Consider the following 17,344-nt stretch of genomic DNA (forward strand, 5'->3'; position numbering starts at 1 on the left):
ATAGCGGATTATGGGGAAGAACAATCGAAAAAACAAATAATTTCTTTTTTTGACATATGGAAGAGGAGATGAAGCATGGATCAGTTATTTAGATACCCGTTGCACCAAATTCCTTTGGTAGCAATGGCCATTATTATCGCATTATCAGTTCATGAATTTGCACATGCATATGTAGCATATAAATTTGGAGACGATACAGCAAAGAGACAAGGCCGTTTAACGTTATCACCGATGGCACACTTAGATCCTATAGGTTTGATTGCAGTATTAATTCTTGGATTCGGTTGGGCAAGACCGGTTCCTGTTAACCCATATAACTTTAAAAGACCGCGTCTTGCAGGTATATTAGTTTCAATTGCAGGGCCGATTAGTAACTTAATTTTAAGCGCAATTGGTTTAATTATTTGGTATAGCTTAGTAAAATTTGGTGTATTATACTCAATTCCATCTGCAGTAGCAGATACGTTAGCTCAATTTTTCCAGATTTTTATTATGCTGAATATCGTTTTACTTGTATTTAACTTATTACCGATCCCGCCACTTGATGGGTATCGAGTTGTGGAAGATTTAGCGCCAGCAAATATTCGCGCGAAAATGACACAGTATGAAAAATACGGGGCAATTGCGTTATTAATTCTCGTTATTACACCGCTTAGTAATTACACAATTCAACCTATTTTCCAGGTAGTTATTCCGCATGTATTTGTATTTTTAGATAGCATCATTGCGCCTATTTTTGGCCTTTTATAATTTTTAAGTGAGGAGGATTTTACATATGACAGAGAAAAAGAAAAAAATCGGTTTTAATATCGTGAAAAATGATTCAACAGATGGACATGGTGGATTTGGTGTTGGGGCATTAAGCTTAGAAAACATTTCACCTGTATTTGTTGATGTACTAGAGAAAACTGCATTCGTTGATATTGGTGCGATGCACGCGCGTAGTACAGTAGAAAAAGGTATTAAGTTTTTAACAAATAAAGATGAAGTTCCAAACGGAAAACCATTTTGGCTTGTTTGGGTAACGATTGAAAGAACTGCGACAGGTGCGTATTATGCAGGTGTAACAGCTTGTGAAATGACAGTAGACCGTGAAATTCGCCGCGGATATAAATCACTTCCAGAGCACGTAAATAAAATGGATAAATCATTGAAGCGTCACATTATGGTTGACCATATGGATGAATCATCTAAAAAGGTACTTGGTACGTTCTTGAAAGAACATAATGAAGCTATTTGGAACGAATCTAGTGAAGAATTGCGCCGTGCATTATTAAGTGAATAAAAAATAGCTGACGGATGCCCGTCAGCTATTTTTTTTACCAAGGAAGATATTTTTTCCACCAACTTGTTTTTTTCTTTTCTTCAGTCGTTTTTTCAAATTCTTCTTTATCATCGACGTGATCCATACAATATTCAGTCGGTTCGGTACCTTTAGCGAAATACATTTTCACAGAAATAGGACAATTTTTTGTAGCAATTTTACCGTTCTCTGGATTGATATTAACCGCTACGACGTCACTTGGTTGTTTAAATTCTTTTTTTTGTTGTCCCTCTAACCCTTTCTCCATCGTATCAGTCCATATTTTCTTCGCATATCCTTGTTCTGCTACGTTTGAAATAGATTTAGGTTGATCATATCCGACCCACACACCAGTTACGATTTGCGGAGTAAATCCGATCATCCAACTATCCGTTTCAGTAGAACCAGATTTGCCGGCATATGTTCTTGATAGTTTGGATAACATCGATTGACCAGTTACAGCAGCATAGCTGCTTAGTTTCTTATTAAACATACCAGTCATCATTTCTTCCATTACAAACGCTTTGCTCTTGTCGAGAACTTGTTTACTCTCTAAATGAGCATCGTATAATATATTTCCTTCATGATCCATAATGCGGCGAATGAAAGTAGGTTTTACTTCTTTTCCACCATTTGCGAACATGCTATAAGCGTTAACCATTTCAATTGGTTTTACTGGTGATGTACCAAGAGCTAGAGAAGGCACATCTTTTAATGCACTTTTAATTCCAAATTGTTTCGCTGTTTTTGCAAGCGCGTCATCGCCTAAAAACAAATTCGTTTTCACAGCATATATGTTATCAGAGACTGCGAGAGCTTGTGCCATCGTTACGAAATCATCTGCATAATAATCTTTATAGTTCTTCGGTTTATACTTTGAAACGCCGTCACCTAAGGTGAATACAGTATATTCGCTTTTTAAGCGCGTAGCAGGCGTGAATCCTCGTTCTAATGCCGCATAATATAGAAATGGCTTAAATGTAGAACCAGGCTGACGAATGGCTTGTGTAGCCCTGTTAAATTGACTCGTAGTATAATCAGTTCCACCAACAAGAGCAGCCACTTCACCTGTCTTTGGATTCATAGAGACGAGAGCAGTTTGTATGTTTGTTGTGTCAGGTATGTGATCTTTTACAGCTTGTTCTGCTACAGCTTGTAGTTTAGGGTCTAGCGTTGTATAAATTCGCAAGCCACCCCGTTGTAAAGCTTGTTCGTCTAATCCAACATCACGAAGGAGCGAAGCTTGTACAGCATCTTGGAAATATGGTGCGACCTCTGCTACTTTTTTCGTATCTAATGAGGCAAAAGTTAGTGGCTCTTTCTTCGCTAAGGCTGCTTGTTGCTTCGTAATATATCCTTGTTCTACCATTTCATCTAATATGAGAGCTTGTCGTCCTTTCGCACGATCCTCTTTCAAAAAGGGAGAATAGACACTTGGCCCTTTCGGGATACCTGCGAGCATACTAGCTTCTGCTAATGTTAACTCTTTTGCCGTTTTATCGAAATATAGACGGGATGCAGCTTCGATGCCATAAGCGCCATGTCCGTAATAAATTGTATTTAAATATCCTTCTAAAATATGATTTTTATTATAATTCACCTCAAGGCGAATTGTGTACATTGCTTCTAATAGTTTACGTTTCCACGTTTTATCATGATCTAAGTAAAGGTTACGAGCATACTGTTGTGTAATCGTACTAGCACCTTGGACTTTTGCCATCGCTTTTAAATCGGCAACAATGGCACCAGCAATACGTTTCATATCAAAGCCATGATGTTTGTAGAATCGTTGATCTTCAATAGATAGTGTCGCCTCTTTTACATAAGGTGAAATTTCATTAAGAGATACATTGTAACGTTTTTGCATTTCATTACTTTGTCCTATAACAGTGTCATCATTTGCGTAAAAGACGCTTGTTTGCGGGACCGCAACAGGAGGAGGTCCCATAATTTTTGCAACTATAATAATAACAAAAAAAGAAAAAACGAAGAAAAGGACGCAAGAAAACATTGCGGTGAAGAAAAGACGTTTATATTTTTTAAGTTTTGGATTCATAGTTTGATCCATCTTTTTTCAGCCCCTCATTAATACAAGCGTTATTGTATTAGTATTGAGGGTTTTCATTTATTTTAAACAATGAAATTTCGAAAATAAAAAAGCCCCTTCCATTAAGAAAGGAGCTCAAAGGCACGTGCTGGCCAATCAGTAATGATGACATCTACACCATAATCAATCATAGTTTGTAAATCTTTGTATTCATTAATTGTATATGGACGGAAAACATACCCTTGCTCTTGTGCTAACTGCACAAATTCTTTCGTTAATAACTGGAAGTTTGGATGTAATCCATTTGCTTCTCTATGTTTTGCTTCGGCAATTGGATCAGAAAGTGGTGTATCATATAAAATTGCTCTTGGGATTTCAGGAGCAATTTCTGCTAATAATGAAACAGAGTCATGGTTAAATGATGAAAATACAATTTGATTAGAAAGATGATATTCACGCACAAGTGCAACAGCTTTTTCCTCAATATTTGGGTAATGAATAACATCTGTCTTTAATTCAATATTTAGTTGTAAGTTCGTTGTGGAAAGCCAAATGAAAACCTCACGCAACGTTGGGATTTTTGCTTCATGGAAAGAAGGGTCTTTATAGCTACCAGCGTCCAATGATTGTAGTTCCTCTACCGTTTTTTCCGAAACAAGTCCAACGCCATTTGTTGTACGATCGACGGTTTCATCGTGAATTACGACAAGTTCACCATCTTTTGATAAGTGGACATCGAGTTCAATTCCGTGGGCGCCAATGCGTTCTGCTTCTTGGAAGGCAATCATCGTATTTTCGGGATGTGTTCCTTTTACTCCGCGGTGAGCGAAAATAAGTGGTTTACTCATGTGAAATTCTCCTTATTATCTCTTTTCTTTCATTATGAAACTGCTTTAGGGAAAATACAATTGAATATGACAAACATTTACAAAAGTCTAACAGTTGCACAAAAGTTAACGTTAACGTAAAATGTAATAATCAAGTGAAGGGAGGAATAAACATGTATAAAATTGATGAAGTAACAAAGCAAGTTGGTTTGACAAAACGTACACTTCGTTATTATGAGGAAATTGGTTTAATTCATCCCCCTGAACGTAGTGAGGGGAACATTCGCCTGTATACAGACGGGGATATCGCCAGAATTAAAAAAATTGTGGAAGCGAAAGAAGTGTTAGGAATTACGCTTCAAGAGATGCAGCATTTTTTATCGTTAAAAGAAAGAATGGAGCAAAGAAGAAATAGCGAAAACCCTCGTGATCGTGAAGTGATTCAAGAAATTAAAGATATGCTTGAAAAACAAGTGGAAACGCTAGACGAAAAAATGGAGCAAATGCAACGTGTAAAGGCAGAACTAGAAGATAGTTTACATCGTGCAGTAACATTTTTAGAGAACACAAAAGGAGAGTAATCAAAATGGAGAGCAAACAAAAACTAGGGAGATTGATTACAGTGGTGGCTACCTTCCTTGCCTTTTCGGGTATAGGGGTAGTTGACCCAATTTTGCCAATTATTGCTGAGAAAATTGGTGCAACGCATTGGCAAGTTGAAATGTTATTTACCGCTTATATTTTAACGATGGCAATCATGATGTTACCAGCTGGTATATTTGCATCGAGATTTGGTGATAAACGGATGATGACAATCGGTCTTGCGATTGTGACTGTATTTGCGTTTATATGCGGTATATCGCAAACGATTGCTCAATTATCTCTTTTCCGCGCTGGATGGGGATTAGGAAATGCGATGTTTTTTGCTACAGCAATGACGCTATTAATAGCATTAAGTAAAGAAGTTCATGAAGCAGTAGGATTATACGAAGCAGCTATCGGTTTAGGCATGGCTGGCGGACCGTTATTAGGCGGGATATTAGGTGGTCATTCTTGGCGTTATCCGTTTTTCGCGACGAGTATTTTAATTTTCTTAGCATTTATTTTAGTATTCTTTTTTGTAAAAGAACCAGAACGAAAAGTGAAGCGTAAGGCTGCTGGCGTAGGGGAATTACTTAACCTGGTGAAGTATAAACCATTTATGCAAGGTGCCATTTCAGGGATGCTATACTACTACGGATTTTTTGTCGTGTTAGCATATTCACCACTTATTATGCATTTATCAGCTATTCAATTAGGCTTTGTATTTTGCGGATGGGGACTCGCGTTAGCTTACGGTTCTGCAATTTTAGCACATAAGCTAGAAGGAAAATATGAACCAAAAACATTATTGAAGGGTAGTTTACTCGTATTTGCGATTTTCTTAATTGCACTATTCTTTGTGAAAATTATGTGGTTACAAATTACTCTTATCGTTTTATCAGGGTTGGCATCTGGCTTAAACAATGCATTATATACAAGTTATGTAATGGATATTTCACCTTATGAAAGATCTGTTACGTCAGGTGTTTATAACTTTGTTCGTTGGTTAGGTGGTGCGATTGCTCCGATTTTATCAGGAATTATCGGTCATACTGTTTCACCACAAAGTCCGTTTTTAGTAGGTGGAATTGTTGTGTTAGTTGGTTGTATTATGATCCTAATTCCAATTCGTAAACCAGTAGAAATAGAGACAAAAGCCCTTTCTTAAGAAAGGGTTTTCTTTCCTTTTGCGGTGCAAACCCTTTCCGCACATATGTTAGAACCCTCTGACTAAAATATATTTTCGGTATTTTTGTACTTTTAACTATACATTTTGGATGTTTTGTTTTATTTTTGTTAGGGGACATTAATGATGTCCCTATTATAAATTTGCATTGAAAGGCGTGATTGTACGATGGAACTATGGTTCACTGAAAAACAAACAAAACATTTTGGGATTACGGCGCGTATTAACCGCACATTACATACGGAGCAAACAGAATTCCAAAAACTTGATATGGTCGAAACGGAAGAGTTCGGAAACATGCTTATTTTAGATGGCATGGTTATGACAACAGAAAAGGACGAGTTCGTTTATCACGAAATGGTAGCACACGTACCTTTATTTACACATCCAAACCCTGAAAACGTATTAGTTGTTGGTGGCGGTGATGGTGGTGTTATTCGTGAAGTGTTAAAACACCCAAGTGTAAAGAAAGCAACTCTTGTTGAAATCGATGGAAAAGTAATTGAGTACTCTAAACAATACTTACCATCAATTGCAGGCGCATTAGATAATGAGCGTGTAGAAGTAAAAGTAGGAGACGGTTTCCTACATATCGCAGAAAGCGAAAATGAATACGATGTAATTATGGTAGATTCTACTGAGCCAGTAGGACCAGCAGTAAACCTATTTACAAAAGGCTTCTACGCTGGAATTTCAAAAGCGTTAAAAGAAGATGGTATTTTCGTTGCACAAACGGACAACCCTTGGTTTACACCAGAACTAATTACAACTGTGTTTAAAGACGTAAAAGAGATCTTCCCAATCACTCGTTTATACACAGCAAACATTCCAACTTACCCAAGTGGTCTTTGGACGTTCACAATTGGATCTAAAAAACATGATCCATTAGAAGTAAGTGAAGAGCGTTTCCACGAAATCGAAACGAAATACTACACAAAAGAATTACACAATGCAGCATTCGCATTACCGAAATTTGTTGGCGATTTAATTAAGTAAGAGAATTGTATCAAACAAATAAAGTGTAAGTAGCTCATTTAAGGTGTTTGTCCAGAAGACTTGAACATGCTAGCTACTTACACTTCTGTAGAGAAAATCGTCTTCTTGTTGTTAAAAAGAAGACCCGGTAAATCGAGAAAGAGGAGCAATTCGCTCCAAATTTGAGAAATAGTGAAAGGTTGGGATACCTTAAGTTCCACATAAGGAGGAAAAGAATATGCGTTTTGATGAAGCTTATTCAGGTAAAGTATTTATTAAAAGTCATCCAAGTTTTGAAGAGTCAAAGGTAGTTATTTATGGGATGCCTATGGATTGGACAGTAAGTTACCGTCCGGGATCTCGTTTTGGCCCTGCACGTATTCGTGAAGTATCAATCGGTCTTGAAGAATATAGCCCGTATTTAGATCGTGAACTAGAAGAGGTAAAATATTTTGATGCGGGTGATATCCCATTACCATTCGGAAACGCACAACGCAGTTTAGACATGATTGAAGAGTATGTATCAAAACTTTTAGATGCCGATAAGTTTCCACTAGGTCTCGGCGGTGAGCACCTAGTGTCTTGGCCAATTTTTAAGGCAATGGCAAAAAAATATCCGGATTTAGCAATCATCCACATGGATGCTCATACTGATTTACGTGAATCGTATGAAGGGGAGCCTTTATCCCACTCTACACCAATTCGTAAAGTGTGTGATTTAATTGGTCCGGAAAACGTATATTCTTTCGGAATTCGTTCTGGAATGAAGGAAGAATTTGAATGGGCGAAAGAAGTAGGTATGAACTTATACAAATTTGACGTATTAGAACCGTTAAAAGAAGTATTACCGAAACTTGCTGGCCGCCCAGTCTATGTCACAATCGACATTGATGTATTAGACCCAGCTCACGCTCCAGGAACAGGAACGTTAGAAGCTGGCGGTATCACATCTAAAGAATTATTAGATTCCATCGTAGCAATTGCAAATTCAAATATAAATGTAGTTGGAGCAGACTTGGTAGAAGTAGCTCCAGTCTACGACCATAGTGATCAAACACCAGTCGCAGCAAGCAAATTCGTGCGGGAAATGCTGCTCGGTTGGGTGAAGTAAAAGCGGAATCGGCTCGCCCAGAATGTGAGGGGGATGGAGCTTCAGACATAGAGGCGTTTTTTGCCTCGAAGGAAGAAGCGAAGCCACCGATCATTCTAGCCGATGCAGCTAGATAAAATAAAAGTGAAGCCGACTGTTTAGGCCCGGTGGCTAAGGTTCTTTCCTGCAAAAGGCGCTTTTTGCCTCGAAGGAAGAAGCGAAGCCACCGATCATTCTAGCCGCTGCAGTTAGATAAAGTAAGAGCCCCCTATATGATTAGAGGGCTCTTATTTTGTCGTTATGTGCTGGTAAGTCGATATATTAAAAAAATCGCTGATATAATTTCATTTACCGTTATGCGACACAAAAAAGAGCTATTCCTAAACGATGGGAATAGCTCTTTTTCTTATGCAACCTTCTCTTCCGAAGTAACTCCGCGAATTTCATCAGCAGAGCGGATCGGATATTTACGGAACACAATAGATCCGATGTATCCGACAATAGTGGTAACGATTCCACATAATATAGCAGCAATTGTTACTTTTACAACGTCATTAAATCCGAATAAGACAAGAAGTCCTGGGATTGGTGATGCTGTTCCTGGTGCATTATTAACGAGCTGGAACAGAGAGGTAATAATACCAGCAAGTGCACCGCCAACGAAGTTTGTCGCATAAATTGGAATCGGATTTGCTGAAACAACATCGGCTTGTGTTAAAGGCTCGATTGCTACAGCAATTGTATCTTTCTTTGAACAAATTTTTAATCGTTTAAAGAAAATAAAGTTCATTGGGGCTGAAGCTGCTACAGCCAGACTACCAATTGCCATTGGTAAACCTGTTAATCCAAGCATTGCAGTTAGTGCCATAGAACTCAGTGGAGAGGTAGAAATAACTGTTATTAATCCACCAAGCATAATACCCATAATGATAGGACTTTCTGTAGTTGCAACTGAAATCATAGAACCGATTTTACCAAGTGTGGCGTTAACGAGCGGATCCATAAGCATTGCCATTCCGCGTGAGATTGGTGCAGCGATAAATAGGATTGCTAAAAATTCCACACCAGCTGGTAATTTCTTTTCGAGAAATTTCACGACGAAGGCACAAACGTATCCAGCGAAAAATCCTGGTAAAATACCGAATCCACTAGTAGCGATACCAATTAAAACAGCATATACGGGGGAAACACCGATTGCTAATGCGACTAAAATCGCTGCTGCGACACCGCTCATACTACCGGAAGCTTCTCCTACTGATTGTAAAAAGTCATTATGAAACATTTCTCCACCTATATAACGGTGAAATGCTTCAATAAGAAAACTTGCAATTGCTGCATTAGCTAAAGCACCCATCGCCTTCATTCCGTAAGGCGCACGGTAACTGAAAAGTGTAAATAGACAAAGTACAACAAGTAATAGTGCTAAACCTTGCAAGATAGCCATTTGAAAACTGTCTCCTTTGATTTTTGTAATAAAAATTCGTATCATTCAATAATAATATAAAAGTGTATGAAACGGAAAAATTTTTTCTTGGGAACTGGCTGTAAGAAAAAATCCCTTACAATAATGTAAGGAAAGTGTAAGACTTTTAGATAGAGTATAGTATGCTCTTTTCCGTATAATACAAGTATAGATATAATACTAGCGAGAAAGAAGTGCAAACAGGAGGTTCATGTATGAAATTGGTAATTAAAGTTTTAGCTGTATTCGCCATTATTCTAGGTGGAACAGCGTATTATTTGAACACAAAAACAGAAGGTGTACATGCTTTTGTAGACAACTTCTTTTCAAATAAAGAAATACAAGATTATTATGCGGTTATAGATAAAGGTGAGAAAAAAGACGGAGAATACTTGTATACTTTTAAAGGGTATACAGAAGATGGAAAGTTACAGGTTATTAAAAGAATGATGAACCGTGAATTGCATACGGGGGCGTTTATAAAAATTTATGCAAAAGGTATGCAAGGAAAAGGATGGGCTGAAATCCCGAAAGAATCCATTCCGCAAAAAGCGTTGGAAAAAATAGAAAAACCATAAAAGGAGCGACTCATTCGCTCCTTTTTTAGTACGTTAAAATAGTGATAGATGTCTTCTCTTTGTGAGAAATAATTTTTGCACGTCCACCAATTGGAAAAGTGAAAATCGGGGTTGTATGCCCGAAACTTGCGTTTGCAATGATAGGGATATGTGCAAGTTCAGGTTTTGAAGTAATCATTTCTTGAATGTCTTCTATCGTACATTCTGCACCTTTTTGCATCTTTCCTATAACGATTCCCTTTATGTATTCAAAACCTTGCTGCTGCATAAGGGAATGTAAATAACGATCAAAAGTTTTAAGAGTAGATGTTCCAGTTAAACTATCTTCTTCAATAAATAAAATTTTCTCCTTTAAATTTGGCATATATGGTGTACCTTGCAGTAAGTTAAATGTGCTCATATTGCCACCGATAATATCTCCCGTAGCTTCTCCTTCTTGCATTGAAACATATCCTTCATTTTTAATAAATTCTCGATTTTCCTGATCTATATACCAAGAATCATCGCTCCATGTTTCAGATGGAAGGACTTCAATAGGCTCATTAGAAGTTAAGCACTTTAAAAAGTAATCGGTTGTATACCCGAGCCCTTTCTCCATTCCAAACGAAGAGAAATGGGGTCCTGAATATGTAACAAGCCCTGTTTTTGCGTAAATTGCATTATTTAAGGCAGTAATATCAGAATAACCACAGAAAAATTTCGGGTTTTCACGAATTAAATCATAATCGAGATGTTTCAATAAACCATTTGAGTTGTATCCGCCAAGTGTAGTCAAAATAGCTTTTACATTAGGGTCTCGAAATGCTTCATGGAGGTCTTGAATGCGGGAAGAAATAGAGGAGGAAGCAAATCGATCTATCTCATCAGCATATTTTGAGAATGTAACTTGAAAGCCCATGTCAGTTAATCTTTTTATAGCAAGTTTTCTATTTTCATTTGAAACAATACTTAAACTACACGATGGTGAAATCACTCGTATTTCAGCACCCTTTTTTAACTTTGTTGGTATCACTACATTCACCTCTTTAATTGAAAGAATATTTAGATTTAAAAAATATTTTATCATATGAAATAAAGTAGATGTGAATTATTTTTTGAAATGGAGTTTTCCTGATTTTTCAGCAGACAGACAGAGTCTTTTTTTGATATGATAGGAAAAGTGATTTATTATAAGTAGTATTTAATATCTATAACATTTGAAAGGTGTGCAAGACGTGGAGAAACAACTTGCAGGCTTGCCGGTACACGTTCATTTCGTAACAGAAATCCGTGAAGGGGCGAGGAAGGAAACCGTTGCTTTTGAAGCAAATGGTCAATACTATGTAAAAGGTCAAGGTACATATGTAACATTCCAGGAGCCGAACGAACAAGGCGAAGTGAAAACAATTATTAAAATTCAAGATGAACAAGTTCTCATTATGCGTTCAGGTGCTGTTTCTATGCGTCAGACGCATGCGAAAGGTGAATGGACAACTGGTACGTATACGAGTGAACTTGGTACGTTTGCATTGCAAACAAAGACTGATAACGTTCTTTTTAAATGGTCGGATGAAAAGAAAAAAGGACAACTCTTCTTAACGTACGCATTGCTTCTAAGTGAACAAGAAGCTGGCAGATATACTATTACAATTAATTTGAAGGAGGCAAAATAATGAATTCCTTAGAACAGGTAAAAGGATTGATTAAAGAAGAAATTCAGGCTGCTGTATTAAAGGCAGAATTAGCGACAGAAGAACAAATTCCAAACGTTGTATTAGAATCTCCAAAAGATAAAACAAATGGTGACTTCTCTACAAATATGGCAATGCAACTTGCACGCGTTGCGAAAAAAGCACCTCGTATGATTGCAGAAGAACTAGTTGCAAACTTCGATAAAGCAAAAGCTTCTATTGAAAAAATCGAAATCGCTGGTCCTGGTTTTATTAACTTCTATATGGATAATAGCTACTTAACAGATTTAATTCCAACAATCGTAAGCGCTGGTGAAGCTTACGGTGAAACGAATACTGGTAAAGGTGAAAAAGTACAAGTTGAGTTCGTATCTGCGAATCCAACAGGTGACCTTCACTTAGGACATGCACGCGGTGCGGCAGTAGGTGACACTTTATGTAACCTATTAGCAAAAGCAGGATACGATGTATCTCGTGAGTACTACATTAATGACGCTGGTAACCAAATTCATAACTTAGCTCTTTCTGTTGAAGCTCGTTACATGCAAGCTTTAGGCTTAGAAAAAGAAATGCCAGAAGACGGATACCATGGTGCGGATATCATTGGAATTGGTAAACGTTTAGCAGAAGAATTCGGTGATCGTTATGCGAAAGCTGATGAAAAAGAAAGCTATGAATTCTACCGTGAGTACGGTTTAAAATATGAATTAGCAAAACTTCAAAAAGACTTAGAAAGCTTCCGCGTTAAATTTGATGTATGGTTCTCAGAAACATCATTATACAAAAACGGGAAAATTGATCAAGCACTTGCTGTATTAAAAGAGCGCGATGAGATCTTTGAAGAAGACGGTGCAACTTGGTTCCGTTCAATGACTTACGGTGACGATAAAAACCGTGTATTAATTAAAAATGATGGTTCTTACACATACTTAACGCCAGATATCGCGTATCATCGTGATAAATTAGAGCGTGGTTTCGATAAGTTAATTAACATTTGGGGTGCTGACCATCACGGTTATATTCCACGTATGAAAGCTGCTATTCAAGCACTTGGTTACGATAAAGACACGCTTGAAGTAGAAATCATCCAAATGGTACAACTATACCAAAATGGTGAAAAAATGAAGATGAGTAAGCGTACGGGTAAAGCAGTTACACTTCGTGAGCTTATGGAAGAAGTAGGCGTGGACGCAATGCGTTACTTCTTCGCAATGCGTAGCGGTGACTCTCATTTAGATTTCGATATGGACTTAGCTGTATCAAAATCTAATGAAAACCCAGTATACTATGCACAATACGCTCACGCTCGCGTATGCAGCATCCTTCGCCAAGGTGAAGAATTAGGATTAGCTACAGGCGGAGATGTGAACTACAAACTTGTTACTTCTGAAAAAGAAGTAGAGTTACTGAAAAAACTTGGTGAATTCCCAGCGGTAGTTGCGGATGCAGCACAAAAACGTCTACCACACCGTATTACAAACTATGCATTTGAATTAGCAGCAACATTACACAGCTTCTACAATGCAGAAAAAGTATTAAACCAAGATAATTTAGAATTAAGTAAAGCTCGTTACGAGTTAATGAAAGCAGTACGCACTACACTTCAAAATGCATTAGCAATTGTAGGAGTATCTGCACCAGAAAAAATGTAATAAAGAAAAGCGGAAGCGGCTCGTTTAGAATAGGAGGGGGATGGAGCTCCTGACAGAAAGGCGTACTTTGCCTCGGAGGAAGGCGCGAAGCCACCGAGTATTCTAGCCGCTGGAGCTGGACAATAAAGAAAAGCGGAAGCGGACTTTCGTTTTTAAATAAAAGGCAATCACACGATGTTGTGATTGCCTTTTTATGTGGAGATAATAAAAAAATAAAATTTTATCAAACAAAAAGGGAATTTGCGTCGTCTTATATAAATGACAGGAGGCTTATGATGGAAGAAAAGGTAGAAGAATTAATTGATATATATAAGAAGCAAATATATTCCTTATGCTATAAGTTAGCAAAGACGAAAGAAGACGCGGAAGATATTTTTCAAGAGACATGGATAAAAGTTTTTTCATCGCGGCACCAACTTTCTTACGTGGAGAATTATAAAAAATGGATTACTACAATTTGTGTTCATACGTTTTATGATTTTTATCGTAAGAAAAAAAGGTGGAAAGATCGAATATTGGATTTGTTTCATAAAGAGGATGGTGAAGAAATAGATTTCGCAGATGATGTGAATATATCAGAAGAATTTATTCAAAAAGTGGAAGCGGAAATGATACGGGAAGTTATACAGCTATTGAATGAAAAATATAAAACCGTGCTCGTACTCTACTATTATGAACAATACTCTTATAAAGAAATGAGCGAAATATTAAATATACCGATTGGTACGGTAAAGTATCGGCTTAATTATGGGAAAAAGAAAATGCGAGAACATTTGGAGGGGTTCGTTCATGAAGGAAGATAAATTTGAACAGAAAATAAAGAGCAGTTTAGCAGAAGAGATAGCTCCAAGCGAAGAGCTAATAAATAACACGAAGCAGGGCGTGCGAAAGGCTCAGAAGTTAGAGAGGAAATGGATGATTTGTATTCACACCATTTGGATTGTTTTGTTAACAATTGTTATAGAACAATTTGTCACTCATTTGGATTATAAAATTCCTATGTTAATAGCCATTGTGATTATGATGCATGTATACATTCCGATATATGTTGTAATACAGTCATTTTTAAAGAAGGAGTATAAATTACATGAAAGAGTTCGCTAATCCGTTTGTACTATTTGAAGTAGCTGGAGTGACGATGTTTTTAGCTTTTATAGCACTTTTAATATGTGTTGCATCATGGGTATATACAGATGCTAAAGCACATCAAATGAGCAAAGGATGGAGTATTTTAGCAGTTATATTGCCATTCTTTATTGGGTTTTTATTATATATGGTAAGAAGAAGTAAAAAGAAAGTTGAAGGAGAATATAAGATGAACTTTGTTAAAAAACAGAAAGTAACATTAGTTGCGATATTGGCAAGTACAATGTTTGTATTACTTAGTGGTTTTGCTTTTGCACAAACGTTAGATGACGCGTGGAAAGCAGGAGATATATATTTAGAAAATGAGAAGCAAGGGGAGACAAGTTACGAGGCGAAATTCTCATCATGGGATATTGCCGGTAAAGATATTGAACTTCAGTATGAGAAGGACACAGAAGTGACATTTTCTTATGAGACAGATGCAAAACGAGGGAACTTATGCTTTAGCGTGTATGAAAGACGAGGAGAAGGTATAAAAGAGTTAAAGGAAATCTGTGAATCGAAAAAAGGTAGTTTTACAGTTACTTTAAAAGCAAATGAAGAGTATGTATTGAATATAAGCGGATTAAAAGTGAAAGATGGATTCGTAAAAGTGAATTGGCAAGAGAAATAAAAGGGGCCCTATAAAGGACCTCTTTTTTATTGAATAGTATAAGTAACAGAAAAACTAACAGGACTATAGTAAACGTAAGGTGCATGAAATTGAACATACATATTTCCATCTGTTTTTGCAGTGAAAATTCGGCCGTAACCATCAGAATAACGTCCAATTAGGTTATGATTTGAGTCATAAACACTGTAACTAGGAGTTTTGCTGTTAGGATGAATTGTTAGTTCTTGTCCTTTTTGAAGGAAAATAGGTTCTTGTTCAGAACTACCTCCAGTTTGCAAAGAATAAAATTTTGTAAAGCTTTGTTCTTGAGCGGCAGCAGCGACTTTTGTTTCAGGAATAAACGCAGTAGCTCCAGTAATTCCTGCTAAAGTTAATGCACCTGCTAAAATCATTTTTTTCATAATAGAAAAAGCCTCCTTATCAGTTGTAATCGATGTTGTTACAGTTAATATTGTATACGATAATGGGTAGGATAAAATATGCTTTTATGCATATATATTTTTTCTCAATAAAAGACCACTGATAAAATCAGTGGTCTTTTAAATGATTAAGCAGCTTTCTGTTCAGTTTGAGGAACAGGTTTTTGAAGCGAGTTATAAACTCCTGTTCCGATAACGTCTAATGCCATTCTCATTCGTTCAGGTGAAATGTTTTCTAATACGTTATCTTGAGGTGTATGGTATACCTTCTCAATATGATAGATTAATGGATTCCAACTATCGACACCCATCCAAATGAATAGAGCAGCAGGAATACCAGCTTCAGCAAATGGAACATGATCACTAGAACCGAATTTACCTTGTAGGACGAGGTCATTATTTAGTTGTTTACCTGCTTGCAAGGCAGCGTCTGTTACAAAGTTTGTAGAGCCATCAGGTGTCATAGCGTATAAATTCTTTGCTTTATCATAATTTGTTGCAACCATGTCGGCGTTAAAGACACCTAAAATACGGTCGCGTTCTTTTTGGGATAGACTATTCACGTAATAATCCGAACCAAGTAATCCAGTTTCTTCAGAACCAAAGGTAATAAAGCGAATTTCTTTATCAGTTTCTACATTTTGAAAAGCACGAGCTAGTTCTAATACTAATCCAGTTCCAGAAGCATTATCATTTGCGCCAGGTGCTCCGACAACACTATCATAGTGCGAGCTTACAACGACTGCTTTCTCATTACCTGTACTCTTTTTTGGTTTCTTTTTGGCGATAACATTTAGAGATGTTAATTTAGATTCATGTCTCGCTTTTAGGGAAAGAATTGTTGTCCCTTTTTTAGCGATTTCTTCTTTAAATGCATTTCCTTGCGCATAAGCAAGACCAAAGACAGGGATAGATTGCTTTTTCGTTAGGCGGGGATTGAAGGTTTGTCCATAATTTCCGCGTCCGCCAATTAAACTGTATAAAAGAACACCTTTTGCACCTTTGCTAACAGCATTTTCAACTTGTTTATTATAGTCTGTAACTGTCGTTCCTCTTTCAAATAAAACAATTTTACCGTTTACTTCATTTGGAATATCTTCTAATTTTGTCCCACCTTGAACAAAGATAAGGGGAGCTGTAACAGCTTCTGTAGAAATGAGTGCATTAGGAGCAGCACCAGCTTGCCAATTACGTTTTGTTGATAGTGGTGATTCAATGAATCCAACGTATTGATCGGGCACCTGAAATGGTTGATATTCTACGTCATAGCCCATTGATTTAAGCTGCATACCAATGTAACGAGAAGCCCATTCTTCGGATTTTGTTCCACCGGGGCGAGGACCAATTGTTTCAGATAAGAAACGAACATGTTCAATCGCGCGGTTTGGATCAATCTGTTTTGTAATAGATGGAGTTTGTGTAACCTCTGACGTGGAATCCGCTTTTGCTTGCCCAATTGGAGCTAAGCTAACAGCGAGTGATACAGCAAGCAAAGAGCTTACTATTTTTTGTTTCAATGATTTTCTCATTTTTTCCTCTCCTATTCTTCTATTCTCTCTGACTGACAAAAGAAGACGGATAATGACTTTATTTTACCTTTGCACCTTTTATTTTTCAATATTCTGACATTGAGAAATAAAAACGATATATGCATATTTGCATATTTTTGAGGGAGATATGTATGCTATCATTTTAAACGAAGGTTCGCTTTCTACTCTGAAAGCTCCTACATTGCATGAATCTAGTGTACCCAAACTTTAGATTATGTAGAGGAATGGAATCACTGTAGGGTTT

The 17,344-nt window shown here is 37.1% G+C and carries 18 protein-coding genes; 12 read left to right on the plus strand and 6 right to left on the minus strand.

Annotation, left to right across the window (positions count from 1 at the left end; translation table 11 throughout):
• The first annotated feature begins 75 nt into the window (after positions 1-75).
• Together DN404_RS02920 and DN404_RS02925 are read left to right on the plus strand one after the other, a co-directional pair.
• Positions 76-750 carry a site-2 protease family protein gene (locus tag DN404_RS02920; protein ID WP_000372455.1) on the plus strand — a complete coding sequence of 225 codons (675 nt, stop codon included), beginning with the start codon at positions 76-78 and terminating at the stop codon, positions 748-750.
• Positions 751-775: 25 nt separating this feature from the next.
• On the plus strand, positions 776-1,285 hold the full coding sequence (locus DN404_RS02925) for a YwhD family protein (RefSeq protein WP_000136678.1): 510 nt from the start codon (positions 776-778) through the stop codon (positions 1,283-1,285).
• A 34-nt stretch (positions 1,286-1,319) separates the two neighbouring features.
• Here DN404_RS02925 and DN404_RS02930 read toward each other — a convergent pair whose 3' ends face one another.
• Both DN404_RS02930 and DN404_RS02935 read right to left on the minus strand, forming a co-directional pair.
• Positions 1,320-3,371 carry a transglycosylase domain-containing protein gene (locus DN404_RS02930; RefSeq protein ID WP_098280194.1) on the minus strand — a complete coding sequence of 684 codons (2,052 nt, stop codon included), beginning with the start codon at positions 3,369-3,371 and terminating at the stop codon, positions 1,320-1,322.
• 101 nt (positions 3,372-3,472) lie between these two features.
• Positions 3,473-4,198, minus strand: coding sequence for a glycerophosphodiester phosphodiesterase (locus tag DN404_RS02935; RefSeq protein WP_000042788.1), 726 nt, complete (start codon positions 4,196-4,198; stop codon positions 3,473-3,475).
• Positions 4,199-4,350: 152 nt separating this feature from the next.
• Here DN404_RS02935 and DN404_RS02940 point away from each other — a divergent pair, with 152 nt between their 5' ends.
• The 4 genes from DN404_RS02940 (at position 4,351) to speB (ending at position 8,031) form a co-directional block, all read left to right on the plus strand.
• The gene (locus tag DN404_RS02940; RefSeq protein ID WP_000276578.1) at positions 4,351-4,758 is read left to right on the plus strand and encodes a MerR family transcriptional regulator; all 408 of its coding nucleotides are present in this window, start codon (positions 4,351-4,353) and stop codon (positions 4,756-4,758) included.
• Positions 4,759-4,763: 5 nt separating this feature from the next.
• Positions 4,764-5,927, plus strand: coding sequence for an MFS transporter (locus DN404_RS02945; RefSeq protein ID WP_000444233.1), 1,164 nt, complete (start codon positions 4,764-4,766; stop codon positions 5,925-5,927).
• Positions 5,928-6,113: 186 nt separating this feature from the next.
• Positions 6,114-6,941: a polyamine aminopropyltransferase gene (gene speE / locus DN404_RS02950; protein ID WP_000424696.1), complete on the plus strand. Its 828-nt coding sequence runs from the start codon at positions 6,114-6,116 to the stop codon at positions 6,939-6,941.
• 217 nt (positions 6,942-7,158) lie between these two features.
• Entirely contained in the window at positions 7,159-8,031 is an 873-nt protein-coding gene (gene speB / locus DN404_RS02955) for an agmatinase (RefSeq protein WP_001209831.1), read from the plus strand.
• A gap of 385 nt (positions 8,032-8,416) precedes the next feature.
• Here speB and DN404_RS02960 read toward each other — a convergent pair whose 3' ends face one another.
• On the minus strand, positions 8,417-9,454 hold the full coding sequence (locus DN404_RS02960) for a PTS sugar transporter subunit IIC (RefSeq protein ID WP_000996319.1): 1,038 nt from the start codon (positions 9,452-9,454) through the stop codon (positions 8,417-8,419).
• Between the two features lie 233 nt (positions 9,455-9,687).
• On the opposite strand from DN404_RS02960, the gene DN404_RS02965 reads away from it, so the two are divergent.
• Positions 9,688-10,050: a YxeA family protein gene (locus DN404_RS02965; protein ID WP_000779921.1), complete on the plus strand. Its 363-nt coding sequence runs from the start codon at positions 9,688-9,690 to the stop codon at positions 10,048-10,050.
• A 25-nt stretch (positions 10,051-10,075) separates the two neighbouring features.
• Here DN404_RS02965 and DN404_RS02970 read toward each other — a convergent pair whose 3' ends face one another.
• Positions 10,076-11,062, minus strand: a complete 987-nt coding sequence (locus DN404_RS02970; RefSeq protein ID WP_049106875.1) for a S66 family peptidase — start codon at positions 11,060-11,062, stop codon at positions 10,076-10,078.
• A 202-nt stretch (positions 11,063-11,264) separates the two neighbouring features.
• Here DN404_RS02970 and DN404_RS02975 point away from each other — a divergent pair, with 202 nt between their 5' ends.
• From DN404_RS02975 to DN404_RS02995, 5 genes are all read left to right on the plus strand, one after another.
• Positions 11,265-11,702, plus strand: coding sequence for a YwiB family protein (locus DN404_RS02975; RefSeq protein ID WP_000414865.1), 438 nt, complete (start codon positions 11,265-11,267; stop codon positions 11,700-11,702).
• Positions 11,702-13,372: an arginine--tRNA ligase gene (gene argS, locus DN404_RS02980; RefSeq protein WP_001086468.1), complete on the plus strand. Its 1,671-nt coding sequence runs from the start codon at positions 11,702-11,704 to the stop codon at positions 13,370-13,372. The genes DN404_RS02975 and argS overlap by 1 nt, the downstream gene beginning before the upstream one ends.
• A gap of 275 nt (positions 13,373-13,647) precedes the next feature.
• Positions 13,648-14,175: an RNA polymerase sigma factor gene (locus DN404_RS02985; RefSeq protein WP_049106874.1), complete on the plus strand. Its 528-nt coding sequence runs from the start codon at positions 13,648-13,650 to the stop codon at positions 14,173-14,175.
• Complete coding sequence (locus DN404_RS02990; protein ID WP_025709662.1) at positions 14,162-14,476, plus strand: hypothetical protein; 315 nt, start codon at positions 14,162-14,164, stop codon at positions 14,474-14,476. Before DN404_RS02985 ends, DN404_RS02990 begins: the two co-directional genes overlap by 14 nt.
• Positions 14,460-15,131, plus strand: coding sequence for a hypothetical protein (locus DN404_RS02995; protein WP_025709663.1), 672 nt, complete (start codon positions 14,460-14,462; stop codon positions 15,129-15,131). Before DN404_RS02990 ends, DN404_RS02995 begins: the two co-directional genes overlap by 17 nt.
• A 26-nt stretch (positions 15,132-15,157) precedes the next feature.
• On the opposite strand, the gene DN404_RS03000 is transcribed toward DN404_RS02995, so the two are convergent.
• Together DN404_RS03000 and DN404_RS03005 are read right to left on the minus strand one after the other, a co-directional pair.
• Positions 15,158-15,532, minus strand: coding sequence for a hypothetical protein (locus DN404_RS03000; RefSeq protein ID WP_000738221.1), 375 nt, complete (start codon positions 15,530-15,532; stop codon positions 15,158-15,160).
• 146 nt (positions 15,533-15,678) lie between these two features.
• Positions 15,679-17,079 (minus strand): M28 family metallopeptidase, encoded by a 1,401-nt coding sequence (locus tag DN404_RS03005; RefSeq protein WP_001232218.1) that lies wholly within the window; start codon positions 17,077-17,079, stop codon positions 15,679-15,681.
• Positions 17,080-17,344 lie beyond the last annotated feature (265 nt).

This window comes from Bacillus sp. TE8-1 (assembly GCF_008368855.1).
GTDB lineage: Bacteria > Bacillota > Bacilli > Bacillales > Bacillaceae_G > Bacillus_A > Bacillus_A cereus.

Bases quoted from the DNA above. Each gene is read 5' to 3' on its own strand.
- DN404_RS02920 (WP_000372455.1), top strand. From the start codon at position 76: ATGGATCAGTTATTTAGATACCCGTTGCACCAAATTCCTTTGGTAGCA.
- DN404_RS02925 (WP_000136678.1), top strand. From the start codon at position 776: ATGACAGAGAAAAAGAAAAAAATCGGTTTTAATATCGTGAAAAATGAT.
- DN404_RS02930 (WP_098280194.1), bottom strand. From the start codon at position 3,371: ATGGATCAAACTATGAATCCAAAACTTAAAAAATATAAACGTCTTTTC.
- DN404_RS02935 (WP_000042788.1), bottom strand. From the start codon at position 4,198: ATGAGTAAACCACTTATTTTCGCTCACCGCGGAGTAAAAGGAACACAT.
- DN404_RS02940 (WP_000276578.1), top strand. From the start codon at position 4,351: ATGTATAAAATTGATGAAGTAACAAAGCAAGTTGGTTTGACAAAACGT.
- DN404_RS02945 (WP_000444233.1), top strand. From the start codon at position 4,764: ATGGAGAGCAAACAAAAACTAGGGAGATTGATTACAGTGGTGGCTACC.
- speE (WP_000424696.1), top strand. From the start codon at position 6,114: ATGGAACTATGGTTCACTGAAAAACAAACAAAACATTTTGGGATTACG.
- speB (WP_001209831.1), top strand. From the start codon at position 7,159: ATGCGTTTTGATGAAGCTTATTCAGGTAAAGTATTTATTAAAAGTCAT.
- DN404_RS02960 (WP_000996319.1), bottom strand. From the start codon at position 9,454: ATGGCTATCTTGCAAGGTTTAGCACTATTACTTGTTGTACTTTGTCTA.
- DN404_RS02965 (WP_000779921.1), top strand. From the start codon at position 9,688: ATGAAATTGGTAATTAAAGTTTTAGCTGTATTCGCCATTATTCTAGGT.
- argS (WP_001086468.1), top strand. From the start codon at position 11,702: ATGAATTCCTTAGAACAGGTAAAAGGATTGATTAAAGAAGAAATTCAG.
- DN404_RS02985 (WP_049106874.1), top strand. From the start codon at position 13,648: ATGGAAGAAAAGGTAGAAGAATTAATTGATATATATAAGAAGCAAATA.
- DN404_RS02990 (WP_025709662.1), top strand. From the start codon at position 14,162: ATGAAGGAAGATAAATTTGAACAGAAAATAAAGAGCAGTTTAGCAGAA.
- DN404_RS02995 (WP_025709663.1), top strand. From the start codon at position 14,460: ATGAAAGAGTTCGCTAATCCGTTTGTACTATTTGAAGTAGCTGGAGTG.
- DN404_RS03000 (WP_000738221.1), bottom strand. From the start codon at position 15,532: ATGAAAAAAATGATTTTAGCAGGTGCATTAACTTTAGCAGGAATTACT.
- DN404_RS03005 (WP_001232218.1), bottom strand. From the start codon at position 17,079: ATGAGAAAATCATTGAAACAAAAAATAGTAAGCTCTTTGCTTGCTGTA.